We start from the raw sequence: 22,632 nt of genomic DNA on the forward strand, positions 1-22,632 counted from the left end.
CCTATATTATTTCTAATATAAGAATCTAATTATTTTTCCTTAACTTAATGACATTGGGTAAAATGGGGGCATTTTTTTTGCAAAAAAACGGTAAAAAATAAATAGTTTTAAAATTGAAAATATTATAAATTGTAAAATTTACACACTTAAAATTATGTAAAAATAGCAAATAAATAAACTAAAAAAGGAGGAAAAATGAGAAAATTAGCTTTAGATGATGATGTTTTACTGAATATAGAGAAGCCTGCCCGCTACATCGGACACGAAGTCAACTCAGTCATGAAAGACAAGGATGCCGTGGAAATTCGATTTGCAATGTGTTTCCCGGAGGTGTATACTTTTTGATTTCTCTGATATATTACCAGATACCATATAATACCTTTAAATCCCATGTTTTCAAGGATTTTAGGACGTTATGGTATTACGTGGTATAAGATGGTATTGTTGTAAAACGGCAATTTTATGATTATTTTTTGTCAAATTTGTTGTAAAAAAATGGAACACCCTTTTTAAAATTCATAAACTATTCTCCGTGTATATTTATACATTTTAAATAAATTTCCGTTTTTATGATAAACAGGTTACTGACTAGATTTTATTTCGAAAAAAGCAATGTATACGCATCACCAGTTCTTTTTGGCATCCTATATTCTTTCAGGTACTTTTGTGCCACTTCTTCAAATCTACTTAATCGTTTGGCTATTTCAGAAAATGCGATTCCACGTTTCGCTAGGAAAGATACTCCACTTTTTGGGGTATGGTTTCATCTTTTTCTCTACCTTCTACCATAATGCTTGATTTAAAACCAGTCATATGTTCAAATTTTTCAAAATTCAGAACACTTAATCTTAATAAATTTTTTGTTTGAAAGAGAAAAAGATAAAAAGGTAATGTTTATGGGTGATTTAAACATTTATTAAAAAGAAATTAAATGATCATCGAATGCTTGTTGTAGATATTGAGGAGAACGATATAAGAGAAAACGATTACAAGGATAGAGAAAGAAGAATGTTGTACAGTGTGAGGAGAAGTATGTTTCCTGATGGAGGAGAAATCTATACCATTGAAGAAGTTAAAAGATTATTTGAAGAGGAAGGTGTGTATCCGAAAAATTTTGAAGATGCATTGAGCAAATGTATAGAAAAAGGATGGATTATAGATTGTGGAAATGGTAATTATACTAGGTAAATTATAATGATATCAAATATATCTTCAGAGAGCCAAACGGCTCTCTTTTTTTCGAAAATCAAAAGTTGTAACGGTTTATACACAATCTAATTATGTATAAATATAACATAGCAGACGGGAATCGCCAAATTCAAGAGGTTGATATTCCTCCATTTGCCCCTCCGCTGAAAGCTTACAAGTAGAATATAATAGAATCAGGATCAAGAAAGAAAGGATAAGGAAATGGTAGTTTTTGACAGTTGGAAATTCAGAGAAATATTGAAAAGCATAGTAGAGAAAAAGGAACTTAATGGAGATAGGATATCTTCTAAACAACAGTTATATGTGCAGATAGGTGAAGAACTGCATGTATCACCGGAAACGGTTAAATATTGGCAGAGAGATAAATCCAGTGGACCGGATTCTAGAACACCAGAACTTTTGGATGAATTGGAGAGTTATTTGGGATATCCGAAAGGTGCTTTGCAAAAGGAGATAAAGATAGAGGAAGAAAAAACGGAGGATAAGAGAATGGATAAAGTAAGTGAATTTCAGAAAAATCAGATCATGGAGATTTACGAGGCTTTAAAAAGTTTTGTAAGCGAGATGGCTATAGAGAATGAAGATGAATACTACAGGATCCGAGCTGTCATAGAAAGAAAGCAACTGGTTCTTCCGGATACAATATTTAATACGATACTGCAGTTTATGGATAATGTCGTTGAAGAATATGTTTTTGATGCGGAGAGACCAGCTTTTACCGAAGAAGAAGCAGAATATGGGAATAGTGTGATGAACATAAAAACAGATGCAGCGTTTAATAAGCTGATGAGTCATTTCTTAGAAAGACTCCAGGAGTTGGATGAAAAAATAGACCAATTCGCGGAACAAGAACTGCGAGCGTATCTTTTAGGATAATATTTTCGAAAGGATCGATTTATGCGGATTAAAAGCAGAGCCATATTATACAATCTCACCATAAAAGGCAGAAAGAGTCATTGGTGATGTATTTCAGACATCGGATAATGGACTTTAATCCGCAAGGGATAGGAGAGTAGTAAATCAGAATCAATAAGGAGACAACATGGGATTTAAACATTATAAATTTCAACCAAATGAGTATGTGCTTGTGATGAAGAACGGGAAAGTTATAAAGCAGGGAATTGGATTATCATTTTTTGTAACACACTTAACACAGGAATGTCAGTGGTTCCTACAGTGTCATTTGACACATTCTTTGCTTTCGATGATGTGTTGACATCGGATTTTCAGAGAATCAATATACAGGGTGATATTTCTTACATTATTCGTGATTACGAAAAGGTAGCTGGAATGATTGATTTTTCGTACACAAGTGAATCAGGGTATGAAGGGAAAAAAGTTGAAGCAAAGCAGGTGATGGGAAAGCGAATAACAAACTTAGAAAAGACATCTGTTTCTAAGTTTGTTAATGCAAGAGATGTGAAGGCGGTAATTCATGCACAGGAGAAATTAGCAGCATTTTTGTCTGAAGAAATGACCTCCAACGAAGCCATTAAAGAGTTAGGATTGGAAGTTGTAACCGTATCCATTTTGGCTGTATCTCCTTCATTGGAAACTCAAAAAGCTCTGGAGTCAGCTACAAGAGAACAAATCCTTCAACAACAGGATAATGCGATTTATAAGAGAAGAAATGCGGCGATAGAACAGGAACGAATTGTTAAGGAAAATGAGTTGAATACAGAAATAAAAGTTGCGGAGAAAGAGCATGAAAATCAAATGCTAAGGCAAAAAAATGCTTTGGAAGAGGTTGAGCTTAAAAGTAAGTTAAGAAAAGAGCAAGCGGACACTAAAGCATACGCCAATGAAGTTGTACTTAAAGCATTGGAATCAGTGGATAAGGAAGTTCTTCTTGTCATTCTTTTATCCGGTATGGACAGTAAAACACTGATTGCAAAGGCATTTAACAGTCTTGTGGAAAACACGGATAAAATCGGAAATTTGAATATTTCGCCTGATCTTCTGGAGACATTGACATCTTCGGGTGTTACTACAAGTAATTAAGTATATAATCTGGGTGATTCTAATCAGGAAATTGCCCGGTAATGGAGAGCAAATGGATAGAAATGCAAATAAAATTGTGATTGTGACGCAGAAGAGTCGCCTTCAAGAGCTCTTGTACAAGTATAATACATATCGTTATTGCTGTCGGAAGAGATGGTCTGGTATGCAATACGGTGAAGTATTTGAGCGGACAAAAGTTAATCGGAGTCAATCCTGATCCTGCAAGGTGGGATGGAATCCTCCTTCCGTTTGAGGCGGGAGAATTGGAGAAGATTATCCCCCAAACGATAACTAGTGACTGTGATGTGAAAAATGTTACCATGGCAAAGGCTGTGACCAATGATGGTCAGAAAATGCTTGCTGTGAATGATTTTTTTATCGGTCCCAAATCTCATACATCAGCACGATATGACTTAACCACACGCCATACTTTGGGGCGTGTCATAACAGAAACACAGTCTTCATCCGGTATAATAGTTTCTACAGGAATTGGGCAGACCGGATGGTACAAGTCAGTAATGGCACAGGCAAAGACTGCATGTGGATTGTTTGGTTATGATGGTAGTGGTGATTATGAAAAGATTGGATGGGATGAGAAAAAGTTAAGTTTTGTTGTTAGAGAGCCATTTCCTTCAAATACAACAGATGCCACTGTTGTATTTGAAACGATTGGTGAAGGAGATCCGTTCCGGGTATTATCTAAAATGCCTGAAAATTGAATAATCTTCTCTGACGGAATGGAGGAAGACGCGATTGAGTTTAATTCTGGAGTAGAAGTAAATATTGGAATGTCGGAATGGAAAGGGTGTCTGGTGAGATAGATGGCAGAAGTATATGATGTAACGAGGGATGTTTTAGTTGAAGATTTAGTTTTTATAGCCATAAATAAGGAAAACGGGATAACAATAGAAGTTCCTTTTTGCTATTTATATCCCTATGAAAGGGAAGTCGTGGATATTTGTCTTGATTGTTTTGCATATCGTCGAGATGACAGGAACAATTTGCCTGTGGGAATTTATGATAATGATTTTATTTGGAGATTAAAAAGAATAGACGAAGAACCCTCGGACATAAAACCGATCAAGTTCATTTCGGCTTATCATACGAAGGAATACTGTTTGGTAATAGAAACGACAGCAGACAAGAGAGAATATGATTTTCATAGATTACATAAGTATTACTCAGAGTGCAGTTTTGAAAGTTTTACGATTAAAGAATATTTTATTATATTCGAACATGGACCATAGATCAGATATTCGGATTTGCATAGGTATACCTAGTTATATGGATGAAGATGTGTAATTGAACCGTTTATTAACTATTCAGGAAACCGGAGATTCTTAACATTGTCAGTGTAAAATTAAAAATAGGGTAGTGATTTTTGCGTAAAATGCAGATGGCCATGGATTCTAAAGGTTATCTGCATTTTTTATGCCATAGCTTATTGCGATAAAGATGTCTTATCCGTATATTAAAAATTTAATTAAGATGCTTTGTCTAATAAATTTTTGCAGTAAATTTACGGTTCTGGGATTAAAGAATGGATTACGCCTGGAAAATATAGTATAATTTGTATTAGAAATTTTGGGATATATACTGAGCTAGACAGAAAATGCAATATCATTATAGTATAGCACCATAATCTGAGAAATGTGAAATATATAAGAATATCAAAAAGAGAGAGGTTGATAAAATGACATTAGAACAATATATGAGAGAACTATGGCTAATGGATAAACAGTATGGGCAAGAGATAGAATTATATCCACTAATTAATATGCTTTTGAGAGAATATGCAAAAACGGAAGAACTTTCGATACGTGATGTTCATAATGGTCGGAAAACTGTAAAACGAGATCATAGGAAATATATAGATGGATTTGGAAGTTTTCCAGATCTTGCGATTTTTGATGAAAATTTTCCAGAGGGACAGGAACCTAAAAATGGTGAAGAGGGAGAAAATACAATTTTGAAAAATATATATGGTTGTGTGGAAGTAAAGCCCATAGGTTCAAAACTCATAGAATGCTTAGACCACAACACAATGAAAATAGGTTATAAGGAAGAAGAGGAAGACTATTATGTTCAAATAGACACGAAGAAAAGGATTTTATTGAATGGATCGAATGGGGGAGCGACTCTAGCAGGTCAATTATTGGGAGAGATATTATGGTATGGAAAAGTCCTATATACAAATGGATTGATATGGAAATATTATGAACTTAAAGACACAGAAAATAAAATTAATCCCATACGGGAAAGCTGGATTAGGACTGATGAAGAGAGGGGTGCTATTCCCAAAAAAGGAACGGAAGAGGATAAAAAGTGGAAGGTAGAGCGAAAAACATGGATTTTTAAACAGTGTTTTGAACAGTGTAAAAAGAATAATTTGGAGATTACAATTACATCAGAGGAAATCGGAAATTTAACAGATATATATCAGAAAATCAAAAAGGAAAATAAAGAAAAGTTTGAGCAAGAGTGGAAAGCTCTTAAGGATAAAAAAGGGGTTGAGCAAAGGTGGAATGACTTCAAAGAAAAACTCAAAAATATTGAGTGGAATGAGGATGTATTCACTAATGCTGAGACTAAAAATCCCAATTAACCAAAGAGGAGTAATATCATGCCAGACATTAAACAAAAAATTATAACGATTGATGCCCAGGCTTTTTTCAACTTTTGTCCAAAGAAGCCAGGTCAAGAAAAAGAACGGTTCAAGCTTTATCTTGGGAATTATTCGTTGCGAAGATATGTCGCAAAACAGGAAGACGAACGAGAAGACTGTGCGCTATTTTATCAATTCTGCAAAGAAATAGAATCTGTATGGTGTGATAAAGAGAAACAACCTTTTAAACTTACAGATAAAACATTATATGACAAGTTAGTGATTGTAGATTTTGGTAAAATATTTCAGCCACTTGATAAGGAGAATTCTGGGGCATGGAAGATAGAGAACCAAAAAGCTTTGCTAGACGATTCAAAAGATCTTATAGAAAATGGATTTGATATGTATTTTGAATGGGGTGAAAATCCGGTCCATATGGTTGCTTTTGATAAGAGTGGAAGCATGAGCCGGAATAGTCGTATTTCGTTTATTGATGAAGATTTTTATGAAGGATTGAATACGCGTCTCAACTTAGGAATGGATTTTTCAAAGATACCGGTAATTGAAAGTAAATATTATGCATACAGAGGTTTATATCTTTCTTCTTCTAAAAGAGTTAAACATCCAAAGTTTGTGATAAATCCGGATACTATTATAATAATAAAGGATGTACGAACAAAGAAAGACAACCCGGAAAAGCCGGTTACAAGTTATAATTATGATAAAAATATTCCATTAGCAACTACAGAAATTAAAGTGGTAAAAGATGCAGATTTTAGGGAAGTGTTGCAATGCAATTTTCAGAAACCTCAAATAAAAGATTTTGAGTATGTGGATATCCCATTCGATGGTTCTGGTTTTATTACGCCAAAATATGCTTCTTACATTAATGAAGCATTGAACATAAAAGGAGCCACTTCTTTTCAGATTAGGTTACCGTTCATGAAGGGAATGCTTCATGAAGTGGATGTGCATGAGTTTTTAGAGACTTATAACGGAAAAAAAGGTGAACAGTTGTATGTAGATGCTTTTGGTATAAAGAGAGATTTGAGCAAGGCTCATATTTTTATCACAGAAAGTATGTTTAAATGTATGAAATGGATTCAACAGTATTTGGATAGTGCATCTGATAAAGCTGCTAATATGGATCCGATGGTATTCTATTGTGATGCAATGGAAAAATATGATCATGCATTGTATATTTCAGGAACAAATTTACCTTACGGGAACTCCAAATATACACATCTGAGCTATCAGATGATCAATACACTGCATTTTACGGAAGAGCAATTTAAAAGGATTGTAGGAAGACATTGTTTTTTTATAGAAAATCCTATCGAGTATCTGAAAGATTGCGAAGAAATGACAGTAGATGATGATAACAATATCCAAGAGGAGGATAGTGATAAACAGAAGAAAGAGGAGGAAACGATAGTTGCAAGACAGATACCTAACTGGAAACGGGCGTTATTTAAGAATTCTGCTTTAAAAAGCGACGGATATATAAAATCGCAATTAAAAAATGTACAGAAAGGACTTTTAACAAAGCTGGCAACAGGAAAAATAGTTGTGGAAGGACAGAATCGATATCTATGCAGAGATTTATTGCCATTGCTTGCGAGTCTACTGGAGAATGAGAATGTTATATCCCAATTCTGGCAAAAATATGTATATTTGCGTTTTTACCTGCCTGTAGGTACACAGAGTGATTGTTGGAAAGATTTGAAGTTAAATTATGATTCTTATTATGCATTCTTTCGAAGTCCGCATTTGTCAAGAAATGAACAAGTAATAATGAAGCGTTTTGAAATGACTACAGAGGATTTATATGCAGATTGGGTCAACTATAACTCTTTCAAAGGACATGTTGAATTATATGATGAGTATTTTAAAAAGCTGACTGGTATTGTCATGGTTCCGAGGGGATCATCGGCTCCGCTATGTCTGGGAGGTGCCGATTTTGACGGGGATCTGGTCAATGTTGTGGCGAATCAGGATGTAGTAGAAGCGGTTGCATTTGGAGCATATGAGGCTGGAAATTATCTGGGTGATAGAACGAATAGATTAGTACCGTATTTTAAGCGAACACTTCCGGTTATTAAAATACCTACTTCTAAAGGAAATCCAGTCACAATTCAGAAGTATGTTCCGTTTTCTCATATCCAGAATACATTTTCTAATCGGATTGGACAAATATCCGATGCTGCAATTGCTATCGGGCAGATAGAATATGAGAGGAATCAGAAATTACCAAGCAAAGACGAATCAGGTTTGGTATTTACCTCAAATAGTTCCACATGTGCAAAATGTACGATATTAACAGGATTGGAGATTGATGCGGCTAAAAACGGTCAACATCCTGATTTGGACATTGTACTTAAAGCAGGGATTGACAAGAGTGCTTATATTTTATTTTTGAGAGACTTAGAAAAGTTGCGGGGAGAAGAAGAGTATAATCTTGATAATCTGTCAACAACTCGGAAAAATATTGAGGGAAAAAGATGTCTTTGTGTGTCTGCAAAAAATTGTAAAACAAAAGCTACGTTTGAAATTCAGGATGGTGGTACATATATCAACGAATTACCATTATATTTTGAAGAAGGACTAAAACGATATAAAAAGAAGAAAAAAACGAAAAAGGCACAGTTTTTCGAATATTCCCAAAAAAACTCAGACGGAGACAAGGAAAACATTGAAAGATTTAAATTAAAATGTCAAGGGATTTTTAATTCGTATCGGTTCTATGCAAACACGTTTTTACCAATCTTAAAGAATGAAAAGAAAGATACTTTTTATGCACCGAAGAATCTGCAAACAAACTTATTTGAAATATATGATGAAGAAAATGTAATAGAAATTCAAAGAACTGTGCTTCCACGTATAAAGGAAAAAATAGAAGGATGTTTAGATAAAGATAATACGATTGAAAAAATGAAAGATCGCTTGAATCAGAAGCAATGGTTATTACAACCAATGCAAAATAGAGGAAAAGCATTAGAACAGATTATAGGTAATGGATTTGATGCTCAAAGTTTGAAAAAAGAAGAACAGGAAGTTCTGTTTCATTTTGAACAACAGGGATATAAAACTTTATGGAATGTACTTACTTTAATAGAAGCTCCAAAAGTAACGCTGTTTGAGACTTTAAAAAAGAGAGTTGAAAAAAATAGAACAGAAATACAAGAGTTGGATAAATCATTAGAAAAAGATCTGGAAAGTATTGTTCAAGGATTTTATGAAAAAAATGAGACAGATCCGAAAAACAAATTATATGGGGTATGTCTTCAGAAACTTAAACAAATAGTGACGGGAACCAAGGAGTTGCCTTTGAAATTAAAAATTGCAACATTATATGAAATCACAAAGAAGTCAGAAGATTATGGCAGATTCTTTTGGGAAGTATTTGAATGGAAAGAGCTGGAACCATATATAGAAGAGGAAAAAGAAGATGTTAAATGAAATTTTAGAATTTAAAGCATATGTAGAGGATCCAGAATCTGATAGACCCAGAATTCAGCCTAAAATGTTAACTGAAAATTATGAAAGTGATGATTTGAATGGAATTGGAGGAATTCTTGTAATTCTTGCAAGAGGATTTATTTTTGGATTTGAAACAGAACAAAAGGTTTATAACGAAGAGGGACTTGTTCATGAGAACATCTTAAATGATACGAAGTATATTTTACTTCAATGGTGTGGAATTGATCTTAATGCTTCAGAATCCAAAGAAAAAACAATCAATAATAATTTGGAAAATCATAGACAGTGTATTTTAGAATGGCAAGAAACATATCCGAAAGCGAATGGATGGTTAAAAAAATATTGGCTGTACCATTGTCCGGAAAATAAGAAAGAACAGTGGGAAAAAGTCGAAAGCAAGTTAAACGATAAGTTATGCGGTGAGAATGAAGAATATAGTCAAAATCGAATCACATTAGCTTCAGTAATAGCAATTGCGTTGGAGCATGGTCCATTGCGGAAAAGATATATGATATTAAGAAAGGATACGTCTAAAAAGCTGGAAAAAGATCCAACGAAGCGTTTTGCGTATTTATATAGTAGGGTAAAGCCACATAAAGATGGATCAGGAAAAACTGTGCATGAACAAACACGGGAAAAGATATTAAAGAATATTGCAGCATATCTTATAAGTAAAGAATATCATCCGAAAAATCAAAAGTTTATTCGATTAGACAGAGGACGACTTATGGGGTGGTATGGGCTTGATGATTATAGATATGCCCGTGAAGCATGGTATAGGCCAAGGTTTATCTGGGAAGAAAAACAGATTATGGAGGCTCATAGTGGGGATAGAGGATGGAGCTTCATCAAATTATCTATAAACCAGGAGTTTCTGGAATATTTTGAATTTCAATTAATCAGCGAAGAACAGATTGATGATATAGACAAATCTAGATACTGGATTTTGGAAGATACAGGACATGGAACCAAGAGCTTAGAGTGTCTGGAATAGTATTAAATAATACCCCAAAGAAAATAGACAAAGGCAGAATATTAAATAATAGCCCAAAGAAAATAATTACAGAGAAAGATCAGATATACTTAACAGCTATCTGGTCTTTTTTATTGTCCTACATTCAGTGAAAGTTACTGATAATGGAGTAGGTTCTGTAGGTGGGAGCATTATTTTTAAACATAAAAGAAAAGAGGTGGCAAGAGATGTATAATGAAAATGAAGAAATTGAGAAAGAGTTGACATTATCGCAGTATATCGATGAACTTGATATTCCAGAAGAAGTCTTAGAAGATAATGTATTTGGATTGTAAAGAAAAAAACCAAAAGGACGATTTATGCATTTTTATAAATAGATTGCGGTGGATATTCTGGAGAATATAGAGATGTGCTTCTGATATCAGATAACGGAGCTTTGAATCGTCGGGTATAGGAAAGTAGTAAGTTAGAAGAAATAAGATGCAGCCACCTTTATGGTGGCTGTATTTTATTGGTTGCAAATGGAGAAAAAAAGATGGAGGGACGTTTTTATGGCACGAGTAGAAAAAAGATTTGGTGAACGTAATAATGATGATATTATCAGAGACATATTGAGAGAGTATTCAAGCAGGGAGAATCCGATAAGTGCAAAGAGCATCATTGATAAAGCAAAAAAAAGGGGAACCGAGATAGGTAGGACAGTAATAAAAGGTTTTGCAAATAGAATGGAAGCAGAAGAGTATCAGACAGAGGAAGAATGCGACGAAATTATAAAGAAGTGTCGGGGAGATGAACGAGAAATTATTTTTATTAAGAAAGGTCAAAATGGTAGGACGATAGGATACTGGATGATGGAAATGCTATCTGAAAGCGAATGGATGTTTTTGATGGATTCAGTGATTAATAGTAAGATTTTGACTCAGAAAGAAGCAGATAATCTCGCGAAAAGGATTACATTTCTGGCAGGTAAGAGATTTTCTGAATTAACTCAATATCGCCATCGCATGGAAAATCAGCCATACTTTGTTGGAGATGATGACATAGATGGAAAGGCTGGCTATATAGAAAGTCGTGTCTTAAAGCAGGTTTATTTGATAAGACAGGCAATCAAACAGGGGAAGAAGATAAAATTTAATCTCTGCGTGTATGATTATGGAAAGCAAACTATCAGGTTGGTCCCATGCGGGCGCCATGGAAAGGTACTTCCAGAAACGCCAGAGAAATATAAAGAAGATGTCCATAGAATTTGTTCACCATTTGATATCATATTCTCGAATGGGCGGTACTATATGGTGGGTGCAGATTTGGAAACGGAAAGACGCACAGATTTGCAATACAAATTATATAGAGTAGATTTAATGTCTGACGTTACTATTAATCGAGCAAAAGCTGTTACAAAAGAGGAGGCAGGTCTTTCGCAATTAAATGACCTCTTTGGATATAGAATGGAAACCCCCTATATGTTCGCGGGAAAAGTGGAGAGAGTAAGAATACGTGTGGATGCGGATCAGCTTACACAGATTGTGGATTGGTTCTCTGATTGCTTTAAGGTAGTGGGATATGATGCGGATGAAAGCAAGTATTATGATATAGAAATCAAAGTAAATCTTAACAGTTTCACTTTTTGGGTGTTGCAATATAGCGGATGCGTAGAGGTCCTTGACATTGGTGGGAAGGGCAAGAATTCCTATAGAAATAGAATCAAAGAAACACTGAGGAAAGCATTGGAAAAGTATGAGGAGAATTAGAGTCAAGCACATGTTGGCTCTCTTTTTTCTGAAAATTAAAAGTTGTGAAGTTTTATGAACAATTGGATTATGTATAAATATAGTATAGCAGATATAGATTCGCTATCTCAGGATGCTAATTTCAAACTGGAGAAGTTGGCCCTCTAGTTGCTCCTCTGGTGGAAATCTGCAAATACAATGACGGAATCAAGATAAGTCCAAAAGGGAGAAATAATTATGATTTATGCGGCTTATGCAGGAACAGGAAAAAGCTATTTTTGTCAAGAGAATCCAGAAGCAATTGATTTGATCTGTATGCCTTTCAAATACACCAATCTTTCAGAAGTATCTGGAAATATGGAATCTGACAGGGAAGGGGAACAGATAAAAGCGAATCCTAAGTTGACGCTTAGAAATTACTGGGTACTGTATTATTATTGGGCGATAAAATATTTGCTTTATTATTGCCCGGAAATACCTCTTGTAATACCGACTATCGATTTGATATTGGATTTTCTGGAAGCAGATCAAATACCATATACGCTTATATATCCGGATAAAAATTTAAAAGATGAGTATGAAAAGAGATATAAAAATCGTGGGAACACGGAGGAATTTCTGGACATATTTATTGGTCAATGGGAATTTAGAATAGAGGAATTAGAACAGAGAAATAGTCCTTTGACAAAGCATATAGTACTACAAGAAGGACAATACTTGTCGGATGTGATAAGTTGTGTGGATGGATGCGATGTATACAAGAATCAACAGATTGAAAAATTCAAGCAAAAGTTATATCAATTGCAAAATAACACATTAAAAGGAATCATAATAAAAGAGGAAGAAGTAAATCCTTTGAGTGATGATATGATTAGCGCAGTGCTTTATTTGAAGCCCATCTGTGATGATGATATCGTTACAGATTTCGTTTGGATTTCTTCGAAAAGACAAATGCATAAATTATTAGAACAATATAAGCATGATGATTTTCGTACAGTTCCAGAATTGATATTGTTAAAAATGTGTTATACAGAATCGGGTATCAGATGTAAAACAAGAATTGAAAGAAACGATTTGTGTAGATTTATAAACCAATCGATATAGTAAAATTTCAACATAAAAAGTAGAAAGGGGCACATGTTATGGAAAGCAGCATTATGGGATACAAAAAGAAAAAGAAAACCAGTATCAGGATGATGTCAGAAATCACTTCGTATTTAAAACAGCATAATTTGTATTTCAAAACAGATCAGTTGGAAGGGACGCCAAGGATAACGATGGTTTTTCAAAATTGTGACAGATGTCCAGATAATATTACAGAGGGATGTATCTGGTTCTATGAAGATTCAATGGAGGTTCGAGTTTACTATTCAAAATCAGGTGCAGAAATTTGTAAAAAATCAACGAAGATATACGAAGTGTGCAGACTATTAAATTTTATGAATGCAAGGATATGGATAGCTGTTTCGGACGGCATGGAAGGTGCACTATATAAATCGCAATGTTTAATATTACCAAGATTTTATATTACTGAAGATGAAATGCAAGATATTACATCGACAATGCTTATTCCATATACATATTTTGAGTTGGACATGTTGCAGATAGAAGATTTTATTACGGGAGCACTTCCAAGCCTGCTAGATTGTTTAAGCACACCGGTGTTCCTTTTGCTTGAAGGTAAGATAACCATAGATGAAGCTATTGATATGGTAAAATTAGAAGTCGTTGGAAAAGAGGTAGAATGTGGAATATATTAAAAATAAAAATATACAAATAACATTTACAATAAAAGAGGATTTGTATTTCCAGTTTAAGACATTTTGTAAGGCAGAAAAGAAAAATCCAGCAGCTGTTTTAAAAGAATTTATAAAAAAATATGTAGAGGAAAGAGAGAATGAAAATAATGAACAAGAAGAAAAGAATTATGTCGATTAATATGAATGATTTTGGCGGTAAGAACGAACATTTGATGAATCACCGGTATTTTAATAATCGAGATAGAAAATATCAGATTGATTGGAAGTATTGGGCGAAGCAAGTGAAGAAAGATGAGACATGGAACAGCCTGAAAGAATATATCTTGGATAAGCAACCGGATTTATTGGTTATTGAAGAAATGTTAATTAGCTGTTATGAAAGTATAGATTTTATAGGAGAATTGGAAGAAATAGGATATTCATATATTGAAGATTGTTTACCAGAGAGAGGAAACTATTCGTTAACTATGATTTTCTTTCGAGATGGAAACCCTAAATATATTCATTCACCTGGGAAATATCGGGAGAATAGGAGTGTGGTTTGTAAAGAGGATGATTTGCTGATATGTGGAAGCCACTTTCCATGTGAATCCGATGAGATATTTTTGAATCATATGGAAAATTTTGTGGTAGACAATCTGAATGATGATTTTTTACTTGTGGGAGATTTAAACGCAAATGATCAAACCCGGGGAAATAAGAAAATGATAAATAGATTACTTGATAAAGGAGCAGTGGATCTATGGATGATGTTCGGGAATGATGAAAATACACCAACAGAGGCACAATATCAGGGGAGATTGGATTATGCCATTGCATCTCCGTCTCTTGCAAAAAAGGTAAAGAATATTGAGATTGATCCGTTTTTGATGAATGCGGGTGTTACTGATCATGCAGCGATTATTGTAGATATAAATGAATAGTCTGGTGTCAGATAACTTGCGAACATTTATAATAGGGAGATGCATGAAGATATGGATAAAAAACAGATTATTGCGGTAGATTTTGATGGAACATTGTGTTTTTCTACTTGGCCAGATACAGGAGAACCAAATCAGCCTCTCATTGATTATTTGAAAATACATAAAAAGGCGGGGGATAAACTTATTCTTTGGACGTGTCGATCGGGAGTGATTTTGGATAAGGCACTTTCATGGTGTAGAGAAGTAGCAAAGCTTGAATTTGATGCAGTGAATGATAATGTGCCGGAAGTGATTGATTATTATGGAAATAATTCACGTAAGATTTTCTGTGATATTTATATTGACGATAAAGCCTGTGTACCGGATGAATTTTGTGGAAAGTGTAGAAAAATCCAATAATAAACTCTGGTAGGAGCATAAAATAAATCTGAAAAGCATTAGATGTGCTGATTTATAGAATGTTCAAAACGGTATAATCAGTCACAGATAAAAAGCTGATGCTATTTATAAAATCATGAAGGGAGCATTAGGTTGGAGAGATAACAAAAAAATGATTGAACTTTCAAATATGCCACGCCCATCACAACTCTATCGCCAGTAGAGATTGGGCGCATGGTCGTAAGAGGAATGAATGAGCAAATACAGAGGTTATTTCAAGAGGAGAACCTGTTAGAGTTCATCCGAACGGAGACGCAAGGATGGTGTTAGTTGACACCAAGAGTTTTTTATTCGGTCATGGCACTTTGAAAATATCGTTGCAGACTGAAAATCATCTTAACGGATGGTTGAGTGTAGTCATACATTTGTGAACGATTTGTTGATGTTTCGATAGGCAGCCTCGATGCAGAGGAAGAACGGTTGATGCCTCACCCGAAAGGTGATGATTTTACACAGCCGAAACCGATAACACATCAAGCCGCATGGGCGCTGCTGCATGAATGCCCGGATATATGTGAAAAGCATATATGGAATCAAATCACAAGTGAGTAGCTAAAGGCAAGATATCGCAACGGCGACCAGGCTTGTGGCTGGTGAAAGCTAGACAGGTCTACATCAGTAAGGATTCTGCCTGCAGTAGAGAAATCTATATGCAGGGTCCACAGAGTATAAGGCTTATCGACGGATAAGACAAGAGGGATACCTCGACAAGATATTCTGTGCTGACATTTGTAGCTGCAAAGGTATTTTTGAGGTCCTCGGGTAAGCGAGGGTATATTTGAGAGTTCAATTTTAAAAGACGTTTCTGTTTTTTATTTTAGTTGGATTGGTGGCAGAGGAAGGTGAAAAGAATTGGAGCGAAAATTTAGTTCAGACTTAGAAATACCCAAATATCTCAAATGGAAAGAAAATGATATATCTAAAGCTAATAAGAAGTCAAAACACAAGCATCAATATGAAGAATGTCTAATTAGATATAAATGGAATTGGGAAGAAAACAAAATTCATACATCACTTAACAGCTATTGTACTATCTGTGGGAAGATCAATAATAAAATGAAAAATTCTATTGTAATAGATTATATGCAAAAAGTAGATACACCAGTAGGAAAACGTTATTTACAGATTTCAGAGGATATATTATATGACACATATCATGACAGATTACCGGTATTCTTTGTAGAAGATATATGCAAAGATAAATATGTGAATTTAGGATAAGCGGGGATTATTTATGAATACAGGAAGAAAAATTGAAACAAAAAGATTAAACTTATTGCCAGGTGGAGCAGGTAATAAATGAAACGTATCAATCCTAAGATACTCTATTTTGACTGTGCATTTGATCTGATGGAGGAATGTCCTGAAAGTTATAAAGAAATCAGCAGAGGACTGACAGATATGAAATTCGCTTGTTATCCGGACAAGGAGATTATAGAAAACAGGAAAAAATATTTTGCGGAGATTAACCAGAAAAATGAAGAGAGCAACTTGAAATATAGTGAAACAAGAATTTTTTAAAATGAACTTTTGAATACGCTGACACTAGTTTTTCAAAATGATTTTAAAAAGTATCTTTAAGTGAAATATGTTTACTAATATTTGGAGGACAAAATGGTAAATAATTTTATTGATGAATTTATTCCATCAAAAGACACAAGAACTTATTTGCATAGCATTCATCATGAATTTACGGACTTGGAGAAAGCTACGATTGTAGCAAATCACATTATGATTTCTTACGAGAAAAAAGTAAAGTGGTTAAATAGTTTTAAGGAAGAAATATCTGATGACACATTGAAAGACAGAATATCAAAGGCGTTAGTTCGGATAAAAAAAGATAAGAAGTATTATAGAAAGTGTAATACTTCATTAGGAGCGTTGCCTTATAATGAATCGCTTTTTGATTTTGTATTTATTCCGCATGATTTCAGGCATGGTGACATTGTAAGATGTCTCTATGGTGGCTGGAATACAACCGTGTTTTTCGAGAAAGTAGGAATCATCCTCAGTTATTTTGATAAGGATTATGAGTTTTATAAAAATCTACGAGGAGATTATTCAGATGTTCAGGTTTGTGTAGATATAAAATTTGACGGGATAGCTTATCAGGGAGAGTTTGAACATGAACACATCAACCCAATATATATTGAGCGTATGACATTGAATGAAAAAGATGAAAGAATGGCGTATCTTAACTATCTAACAAATCTTTACAGTAAAAAGAATATTAGGATTGATGCTGAAAATAAGCCTGAATATGCAGGTGGTTCAGATGGCTTATTAGAACAGAAATATCTTGGCGAATATGTTCCGGTTCAAGATGATACTTCCGGTATTTGGTGTGTGCAGACAGGACACGGATTTGAAAGTGGAGATATTAATTATATTGCATCCGAGTTCTCAGGAACAGGTTTAATCTATCACTTTATGCATAATGGTGAGATGGATCATGTTCATGGATTCGAAAGTGTGTTGTATGAGATTTTGAAAGACCCGGAACACGTAGACATTGTGGCAGATTATGGTGAATACTCAGATCAGGAAGCTCAAATGGTGAAAGGGATAAAACGAGCAGCGGAATTTGTACAAGCACATCACAGACCTATGACCAATGATGCCTACGGTAAATAAGGTTATATGACCGCTTTTAGAAGTTCCAGAAGAAAAGGTGATTTGGATTGTGTATGACGAAACAGTACTTTGTATAGACGTAATGAAAATGGAAGTATCACAGGATCTATTTGGAGTATATTATATCAACAGGACGGACAGTTATCTTTTGATGAAGAATCCGGAAAGCAGGGAACGGGAATAGAAGTATATAATATTTTCTATAACCAGTATAGTAATCTAAGTGAACCTCTAGCGTATCCACCTCCGGATGGAGGCGATGAGCCAGTAACATTTTTTGATCCGGGTAGATTTTTCTGTTCATGCCAGGCTCTGGAATAGGCAAAGAAACGTATAGCCGATAGGAATAATTTTAATTTAAAATTGGAGAAATATATGACTTTTGAATTATTAGAAGCAATTATTGTGAAGAATAAGATCCCGAAGAACGTTTGTTTAGTAAATGACAGCGAAAACGATCTTTGTACAACAGATATGAATGGTATTCAATATTGTGAAAAGAGAAATGAAATCTGTTTTATGGAAGGAGAATGCATACATAAACCAGATCATGCGGAAAATGAGAATTGGAAAGTATTGTGGCCTATTTGTGATGAATGAAAGACAAAAGACTGTTAGAGGATTTGAAAAATGTATTTTTATGAAGTGTTTGGGAAATGTAATTTGGAAGTGGTTGTTCATGAGTTCTTGAAATGGGCTGTTGACTCACCGGATATAAATGTCACAGAAGAAGTGTGGATGAAGATAAGGAAATTAATATATGTCCCGTTATTAAGATGATCTATGAAGAAAAATCAATGTGTACATAACATCAATATCATTAAAAGAGATGAAGAAAACATAGGGGTAAAAAACGTATGAAATGTGGAAAATGTAAGTTTAAAATCAATATTGGTAACACAGAAGAAACAGGGGCTGCATTATGCTCAAGAGTACCTTCGTATTTTCCTATTAATTGTAAAGACGACTGCCATTTTTTACCAAGGAAAAAAGAACTGTATTGCAAAGACTGCTCAAGATTGGGGCGTGATACTGCCTGTATGACAGCAAGAGAAAATGATAAGGTATATCACAATGGTCAGCGATGTGGAGGATTTATCGACAAAAAAGAAGATGAATTCACAGAGATTTTACAGTTTTGGAAATCACAGGGGTGGTATGAGCGCACCAAAATCGATAGGATGCTAGATGAATTTGAAAAGTTTTATGCTGAGATTGAAGAAATATAAAATTTGTTTTTGAGATAATTCGTTGAATCTGATTTGAACTATATTAAATGATGGAGAAATAATTATGGGTACAAATGAAGTATTTGCTATATCAAATAAGCCGGGAGAAGTAACGTTGAAAGGATTTAATTATATAAAAGACAGGCTTCCTAATAATTTTGAGGTCTGCTTGATTGTTGAAAAAGATGGTCATCTAAGTGCTGGTTGTTGGGATGCAGGGTTAAGGAGTACTGATTACGGGAAAATACCTGGAAGTTTCAGACAAAGTCGAGGAGGAGTTTTAGAATTTGATAGTGTGTTGGCATGGTTACCGATAGAGAAAACTGAGATAGATATAAAAGAATTATGGTGGAATCCGGAATATCGTCTCATATCTATTATTTATGACAGTATTATGGTATTTGCAAAGGATACAGATAACTATTTAACAATGGAGTATTACGGAGGAAATGAAGGAAAAATCAGTTTTTACATGGATGTACAAACTGGCAATATTTTAGAAAACGATAAAAATAGAAAAGAAGAAATATATTATCTCCAATCAACGTTGAGAGCCTGGTACAGCGATATGAGAGAAAAACTGTTGGAAGGCTATCAAAATGGTAGATTCACAATTTTGCCGGAATGGGATGAGTAGGGATAAAAAAGAAGAAAAGCAAAGATATTTTGCAAAAAACTGCCGTGACTAGTATCGGTGAATTGATGATTAAATGAAAGAAGGTTGAATTAGATGAAATATTATATCAGTGATTTGCATTTATTCCATGAAAACGCAATCAAATTTGACCATCGTCCCTTCGATTCTGTACAGGAAATGCATGAAGTGGTCCTGAAAAATTGGAATGATCGGGTGACGAATGGTGATTTTGTATATCTATTAGGTGATATGAGTTTGCGAGGAAAAAACGAAGATCTGATTGCTTTTGTGGCGCGTCTAAAAGGAAGAAAGGTGCTGATTAGAGGTAACCATGATGATGTGTCTGATTACAGGTATCAACAGCTATTTACAGAAATTTGTGATTATAAAGAAATTTATGATTCGGTTGGAAAAGAAAAATATGGATTGGTATTATCTCATTATCCGATTTTTTCTTGGAAAAACATGGGACGTGGAAAAATTTTGCTGTATGGACATACACATGAAAGTGCAGAAGACCAGTTTTATCAAAGCTGTCTGAAGCAGATGCGGGAGAATGATTGCAGACACGTGTATGACAAAAAGTTATTGGCATGTAATGTGGGATGTATGCTTCCATATATGAATTATACACCGCGAACTTTAGAAGAAATTTTGGAAGGAGTAGAAGTGGAAACGAAATAGAAAATATTTGGCAGCTAATCGGATTTACTTCTTTGGGAGTTTGTTGTCGTGGGTTCGAATCCCACCAGAACTTTAAAAGTTCTGTAGCTCAGTTGGTAGAGCACAGATTTAATCCGATAATATCGCCAAAAGGATGCCGACAGCTATTGTTACTTACTTCAAACTAGGTGTATTTGAGTGGCAAGATCAGTCGGCATTGTTTAAAGTATAGTAGAAAGAGGTGCGGGCATGAAAGAAATATACAAGGACTATTTGTTCGAAAAGCATATTCTTATCAGTGAAGGAATGACAGAAGAAAAACATGTATTTGAAACATTGTTTGCAATGGCACATTTCTTTGGTGTAAAAATCACAAAAGGCAGGGAGCTTGTGCGTTGCGAGATGGTAAAAGAACTTTCAAAAAGGTTTGGAGAAAATGTTCCAGAACCATTTTATAGGGGATTCCCACAAAGTGTCCGAGATCTTTCTGCAGAAGAACTATTGTTTGATCAGCTTATACATTATTTTAATACATACGGACTTGGAAATTTCGATGAGCCGGGACATTCTGTATTTGAAAAAGATTTTGAACGTGCGGCTTTTCAGGAAGATACAGAAGTACAGGAATTTGTGATACAAACGGAAGAAGAAGCAGAAGATGCAGTACGAACGATTGTGAATGATTCATTGTCAGGTTCACGACCACTTAATGAGAGGCAGTATACGCTTGTACTTACATTTATTCGTGACCATATTGAAAGTATTCCGGATATTGTCTCAAAGAACACCTGTGTAAGACTTCTAATTGACACGAAAAATCTTTCGCTGGCAGACAGTTTGAATCTGTCAGATGTTATGAAAATAGTAGATGAATTAAACTACCGGTATTATCACAATGAAAATCCGAAAAAATTAAACTTTAAAAATCAGGACAGAAAATTCTTAACAGCACTTTTAGACAGAATATTCAGAAGTGAAAAGTGTGATATCCGTACTTGTTATGAAAAGAAGCAGCTATGGAATGGATTTTTACATCACATTCATTATCAACCAAAAAATGAAGAGGCGGAAATATTTGTACATGCCATGAGAACGAAAGGTAATGAGTCTGTATACAGTGAGTTTGAAAAGTTGATGCAGGAAAGCAGATGTCAGCAAGCAGCAGAATTATTGCGGGAAAAGAAAGGAACATCTGCATTGCTTCGAAATATGGACTATATTATCAGTCGTATGAACAAAGAAGAAGGGCAAAGATTCTGTATGGAATTTCCAGAGGATTGCAGTACGCTGATATTGTTACAACTATTGTTCAGATATGAAGGAAAGCAGAGAAAGGACGGACGTATTTTCAAATTTACACAGCACAATCTCATGAAAGTTCATTATGAAACACCAGAGGAGAGTGAGAAAGGTCAAAGCAGGCTTACAGAAAAGCAGGTAAAAGAAGTTGGGAAAATGATTCGTTCAAAACTTTCTGAGAAACTTAGAAATCGACTTGGAAAGGTATATATTGAACCTTCGATGAAAAATTATGCACTTCCATTAGCAGAAAATACTTCGCAAGGTGGATTCGGCGTTCTTTCCAAAGGATCCAGAATTCCGATAGAGGAAGGGAAAAAGCTTCGAGCGTTTACTTATTGGGAGAAAGTGAACGATATTGATCTCTCGGTATTTGCACTTACAGAAGATGGTAATCGAAGGGAATTTTCCTGGAGAACTATGTCAAGACATCAGTCAGGGGCAATTACTTATTCCGGTGATGAAACAAGCGGTTATCTGGGAGGTTCTGAGTACTTTGATATCAATCTTCCGGAATTCAAGGCACGGTATTCTGAATATCGATATTTGATTTTTTGCGATAACGTTTATTCTGGGAAAAACTTTAATGAATGCTTTTGCAAGGCGGGATATATGCTGAGAGATTGGGAAGATAGTGGACAAGTGTATGAACCTAAGACAGTAAAGTCAGCATATCGTATAAATTGTGAGAGCACATTTGCATATTTATTCGGAATTGATCTTTTGACAAATGAATTTATCTGGTTGAATATAGCAAAGGACGGCAATTCACGGGTGGCTGGTGATACTACACTTTCCTTTTTGACTGATTATTTTCATCTTACTGAGATTATGAATATGTATGATTTCTTTTCCATGATGGCAGAAAAAATCGTTGACGATCCTATGGAAGCAGATGTAATTGTGACAGATCATGAAATTGAGGGTGCAGTTGAAGCTGAAATAATCAGAGAGTATGATTTTGAAAAAATCAGAGCACTCATGGAAACTGTAAAATAATTGTGGAGAGCAAGTATGAAATTTGAGGATAGCATACAACTGAAATTATCAGATC

The 22,632-nt window shown here is 34.7% G+C and carries 25 protein-coding genes; all 25 read left to right on the top strand.

Annotated features, from left to right (window positions below; all coding sequences use genetic code 11):
* Positions 1 to 195: 195 nt before the first annotated feature.
* Complete coding sequence (locus PGW42_RS12845) at positions 196 to 345, top strand: hypothetical protein (protein ID WP_270203766.1); 150 nt, start codon at positions 196 to 198, stop codon at positions 343 to 345.
* Positions 346 to 942: 597 nt separating this feature from the next.
* The gene (locus PGW42_RS12850; RefSeq protein ID WP_270203765.1) at positions 943 to 1,188 is read left to right on the top strand and encodes a hypothetical protein; all 246 of its coding nucleotides are present in this window, start codon (positions 943 to 945) and stop codon (positions 1,186 to 1,188) included.
* A 222-nt stretch (positions 1,189 to 1,410) separates the two neighbouring features.
* Positions 1,411 to 2,085 carry a hypothetical protein gene (locus tag PGW42_RS12855; protein ID WP_270203764.1) on the top strand — a complete coding sequence of 225 codons (675 nt, stop codon included), beginning with the start codon at positions 1,411 to 1,413 and terminating at the stop codon, positions 2,083 to 2,085.
* Positions 2,086 to 2,340: 255 nt separating this feature from the next.
* Positions 2,341 to 3,210 carry an SPFH domain-containing protein gene (locus tag PGW42_RS12860; RefSeq protein WP_270203767.1) on the top strand — a complete coding sequence of 290 codons (870 nt, stop codon included), beginning with the start codon at positions 2,341 to 2,343 and terminating at the stop codon, positions 3,208 to 3,210.
* A gap of 182 nt (positions 3,211 to 3,392) precedes the next feature.
* Positions 3,393 to 3,929, top strand: coding sequence for a hypothetical protein (locus PGW42_RS12865; protein WP_270203763.1), 537 nt, complete (start codon positions 3,393 to 3,395; stop codon positions 3,927 to 3,929).
* A gap of 102 nt (positions 3,930 to 4,031) precedes the next feature.
* Positions 4,032 to 4,457, top strand: coding sequence for a hypothetical protein (locus tag PGW42_RS12870; protein ID WP_270203762.1), 426 nt, complete (start codon positions 4,032 to 4,034; stop codon positions 4,455 to 4,457).
* 446 nt (positions 4,458 to 4,903) lie between these two features.
* Positions 4,904 to 5,815 carry a hypothetical protein gene (locus PGW42_RS12875; RefSeq protein WP_270203761.1) on the top strand — a complete coding sequence of 304 codons (912 nt, stop codon included), beginning with the start codon at positions 4,904 to 4,906 and terminating at the stop codon, positions 5,813 to 5,815.
* A gap of 18 nt (positions 5,816 to 5,833) precedes the next feature.
* Positions 5,834 to 9,274 carry a hypothetical protein gene (locus PGW42_RS12880; protein WP_270203760.1) on the top strand — a complete coding sequence of 1,147 codons (3,441 nt, stop codon included), beginning with the start codon at positions 5,834 to 5,836 and terminating at the stop codon, positions 9,272 to 9,274.
* The gene (locus tag PGW42_RS12885) at positions 9,264 to 10,289 is read left to right on the top strand and encodes a hypothetical protein (RefSeq protein WP_270203759.1); all 1,026 of its coding nucleotides are present in this window, start codon (positions 9,264 to 9,266) and stop codon (positions 10,287 to 10,289) included. The genes PGW42_RS12880 and PGW42_RS12885 overlap by 11 nt, the downstream gene beginning before the upstream one ends.
* Before the next feature lie 161 nt (positions 10,290 to 10,450).
* Positions 10,451 to 10,603: a hypothetical protein gene (locus PGW42_RS12890; protein WP_270203758.1), complete on the top strand. Its 153-nt coding sequence runs from the start codon at positions 10,451 to 10,453 to the stop codon at positions 10,601 to 10,603.
* Between the two features lie 216 nt (positions 10,604 to 10,819).
* Positions 10,820 to 12,016: a WYL domain-containing protein gene (locus tag PGW42_RS12895; RefSeq protein WP_270203757.1), complete on the top strand. Its 1,197-nt coding sequence runs from the start codon at positions 10,820 to 10,822 to the stop codon at positions 12,014 to 12,016.
* Between the two features lie 216 nt (positions 12,017 to 12,232).
* Positions 12,233 to 13,099 (top strand): hypothetical protein, encoded by an 867-nt coding sequence (locus tag PGW42_RS12900; RefSeq protein WP_270203756.1) that lies wholly within the window; start codon positions 12,233 to 12,235, stop codon positions 13,097 to 13,099.
* 38 nt (positions 13,100 to 13,137) lie between these two features.
* Positions 13,138 to 13,755 (top strand): hypothetical protein, encoded by a 618-nt coding sequence (locus tag PGW42_RS12905; protein WP_270203755.1) that lies wholly within the window; start codon positions 13,138 to 13,140, stop codon positions 13,753 to 13,755.
* Positions 13,742 to 13,933: a hypothetical protein gene (locus PGW42_RS12910; RefSeq protein WP_270203754.1), complete on the top strand. Its 192-nt coding sequence runs from the start codon at positions 13,742 to 13,744 to the stop codon at positions 13,931 to 13,933. Before PGW42_RS12905 ends, PGW42_RS12910 begins: the two co-directional genes overlap by 14 nt.
* A complete protein-coding gene (locus tag PGW42_RS12915) occupies positions 13,902 to 14,678 on the top strand; it encodes an endonuclease/exonuclease/phosphatase family protein (protein ID WP_270203753.1) in 777 nt (258 codons plus the stop codon). Before PGW42_RS12910 ends, PGW42_RS12915 begins: the two co-directional genes overlap by 32 nt.
* 51 nt (positions 14,679 to 14,729) lie before the next feature.
* Positions 14,730 to 15,077, top strand: coding sequence for a hypothetical protein (locus PGW42_RS12920; RefSeq protein ID WP_270203752.1), 348 nt, complete (start codon positions 14,730 to 14,732; stop codon positions 15,075 to 15,077).
* Between the two features lie 891 nt (positions 15,078 to 15,968).
* A complete protein-coding gene (locus tag PGW42_RS12925) occupies positions 15,969 to 16,337 on the top strand; it encodes a hypothetical protein (RefSeq protein WP_270203751.1) in 369 nt (122 codons plus the stop codon).
* Positions 16,338 to 16,415: 78 nt separating this feature from the next.
* Positions 16,416 to 16,637 (top strand): hypothetical protein, encoded by a 222-nt coding sequence (locus PGW42_RS12930; RefSeq protein ID WP_270203750.1) that lies wholly within the window; start codon positions 16,416 to 16,418, stop codon positions 16,635 to 16,637.
* Between the two features lie 93 nt (positions 16,638 to 16,730).
* Positions 16,731 to 17,750 carry a hypothetical protein gene (locus PGW42_RS12935; protein ID WP_270203749.1) on the top strand — a complete coding sequence of 340 codons (1,020 nt, stop codon included), beginning with the start codon at positions 16,731 to 16,733 and terminating at the stop codon, positions 17,748 to 17,750.
* Positions 17,751 to 17,799: 49 nt separating this feature from the next.
* Positions 17,800 to 17,934 (top strand): hypothetical protein, encoded by a 135-nt coding sequence (locus PGW42_RS12940; protein ID WP_270203748.1) that lies wholly within the window; start codon positions 17,800 to 17,802, stop codon positions 17,932 to 17,934.
* A 191-nt stretch (positions 17,935 to 18,125) separates the two neighbouring features.
* A complete protein-coding gene (locus PGW42_RS12945) occupies positions 18,126 to 18,350 on the top strand; it encodes a hypothetical protein (protein ID WP_270203747.1) in 225 nt (74 codons plus the stop codon).
* A 257-nt stretch (positions 18,351 to 18,607) separates the two neighbouring features.
* Positions 18,608 to 18,979, top strand: coding sequence for a hypothetical protein (locus tag PGW42_RS12950; protein ID WP_270203746.1), 372 nt, complete (start codon positions 18,608 to 18,610; stop codon positions 18,977 to 18,979).
* Between the two features lie 64 nt (positions 18,980 to 19,043).
* Positions 19,044 to 19,616 carry a hypothetical protein gene (locus tag PGW42_RS12955; protein WP_270203745.1) on the top strand — a complete coding sequence of 191 codons (573 nt, stop codon included), beginning with the start codon at positions 19,044 to 19,046 and terminating at the stop codon, positions 19,614 to 19,616.
* Positions 19,617 to 19,709: 93 nt separating this feature from the next.
* Complete coding sequence (locus tag PGW42_RS12960; RefSeq protein WP_270203744.1) at positions 19,710 to 20,300, top strand: metallophosphoesterase; 591 nt, start codon at positions 19,710 to 19,712, stop codon at positions 20,298 to 20,300.
* Between the two features lie 228 nt (positions 20,301 to 20,528).
* Positions 20,529 to 22,577, top strand: coding sequence for a hypothetical protein (locus tag PGW42_RS12965; RefSeq protein ID WP_270203743.1), 2,049 nt, complete (start codon positions 20,529 to 20,531; stop codon positions 22,575 to 22,577).
* The last annotated feature ends 55 nt before the right edge of the window (positions 22,578 to 22,632 follow it).

Source organism: Coprococcus sp. TM115-187 (assembly GCF_027679115.1).
Classification (GTDB): Bacteria; Bacillota; Clostridia; order Lachnospirales; family Lachnospiraceae; genus Allocoprococcus; species Allocoprococcus comes.